The organism is Arenimonas composti TR7-09 = DSM 18010 (assembly GCF_000426365.1).
Taxonomy (GTDB): Bacteria; Pseudomonadota; Gammaproteobacteria; order Xanthomonadales; family Xanthomonadaceae; genus Arenimonas; species Arenimonas composti.
Window position 1 is genome coordinate 1 of record NZ_AUFF01000028.1, and the last position, 1,511, is coordinate 1,511.

Annotated in this window: 2 protein-coding genes; both read left to right on the top strand. The window is 64.1% G+C overall.

From position 1 onward, the window contains the following. Positions 1-186 precede the first annotated feature (186 nt). Positions 187-1,272, top strand: coding sequence for an IS5 family transposase (locus tag K311_RS0113375; protein WP_026817718.1), 1,086 nt, complete (start codon positions 187-189; stop codon positions 1,270-1,272). Next, the gene (locus tag K311_RS18555) at positions 1,269-1,421 is read left to right on the top strand and encodes a hypothetical protein (RefSeq protein ID WP_154659583.1); all 153 of its coding nucleotides are present in this window, start codon (positions 1,269-1,271) and stop codon (positions 1,419-1,421) included. Before K311_RS0113375 ends, K311_RS18555 begins: the two co-directional genes overlap by 4 nt. Positions 1,422-1,511: the final 90 nt, after the last annotated feature.

Consider the following 1,511-nt stretch of genomic DNA (forward strand, 5'->3'; position numbering starts at 1 on the left):
GACTCCGCTCGTCGGGCTTCGTTCAAGTGATCGGCGGGTGTTGCCGCTTCGGCTCCCGGTCAGCGCGTTGCGGAGCGGCTTAACTCGGGCGTTAGCAGCTTGTTGAAATTCACCCCCGTCAGGACTTGCTCTCCGGGCGTCGGCTTGCGATACCGATCCTGACATTTCGCAGGCCACGGGTAGCTGATGCGCGGCGCCGATATCACGCAGGAATCACTGTTCACGACCGCGAAGCTGGATGATTTCGTCCCTGAGGATCACCCGCTGCGCGCGATCCGGGAGCTGACCGATCAGGCGCTTCGGCGGATGAGCGGTCTGTTCGACACGCTGTATGCCGATACGGGCCGCCACTCGATTCCGCCCGAGAAGCTGCTGCGGGCGCAGCTCCTGCAGCTGTTCTACTCGCTGCGCAGCGAGCGAATGCTGATGGAGCAGTTGCGCTACAACCTGCTGTTCCGGTGGTTCGTCGGCATCGCGATCGACGACGCCGTGTGGGACCACTCGGTGTTCTCGAAGAACCGCGATCGGCTGAACGAGGAGTCGGTCGCCGCCGAGTTCTTGAAGGAAGTGGTCCGGTTGGCGCAGCAGAAGGACCTGATGTCGGACGAGCACTTCTCGGTCGACGGCACGCTGTTGCAGGCGTGGGCCTCGCAGAAGAGTTTCCGGCCGAAGGACGAGCCGCCGGACAGGAAGGGTGGCCTGCGCAACGCGCCGGCGGATTTCAAGGGAAAGGAGCGCCGGAACGACACCCACGAATCGAAGTCGGACCCCGATTCGCGGCTGTTCCGCAAAGGCAACACCGGTGCCCAGCTCAGTTACCAGGGGCACGTGCTGATGGAGCATCGCAACGGCCTGGTGCGCGCGGCCTGCGTGAGCCGCGCGACCGGATTCGGCGAACGCGAGTCGGCACTGACTCTGCTCAAGTCCCTGAAGGGACGTAAGCGACGAACGCTGGCGGCGGACAAGGCCTACGGCACGGCGGACTTCGTCGCCGGGTGCCGCAAGGCCGGTATCACGCCGCATGTGGCACAGAACGACAGCAACCGCCGCAGTGCGATCGACGGGCGCACGACACGGCACGCCGGCTACGACAAGAGCCTGAAGATCCGCGCGTGGATCGAAACCCACTTCGGCTGGATCAAGTCGGCGGCCGGGTTGCGCCAGGTGAAGCAGCGCGGTCTGGTTCGCGTCGACGCCCTCTTCCAGTTCGCGATGGCGGCGAGCAACCTCGTTCGGTTGCCGAAGCTGATCGCCGCTGGAGCGACTTCGTGAGCGCGCTGACGGGCGAGCTGCGCCCGAAACGCGCCAAATGGCCTTTCGAGGCGACGATCAAAGCTATCGGAACCCGTGAAATGGCCTTGAAAACCGGTGTCTTGGTGAAGATTTTGCTCGCGCCGGGGCGAAATTCAACAGCCTGTTAGGCCGCAAAGAGCAGACCGCTCGGGCTTTCGTTGCTATCTGCGCCTTCGTCGCTTCGCCAGGAGTTCAAACTTCGGGTGAGATCGGGAGCG

Coding starts and splice junctions, on each gene's coding strand:
- K311_RS0113375 (WP_026817718.1), top strand. CDS start 187: ATGCGCGGCGCCGATATCACGCAGGAATCACTGTTCACGACCGCGAAG.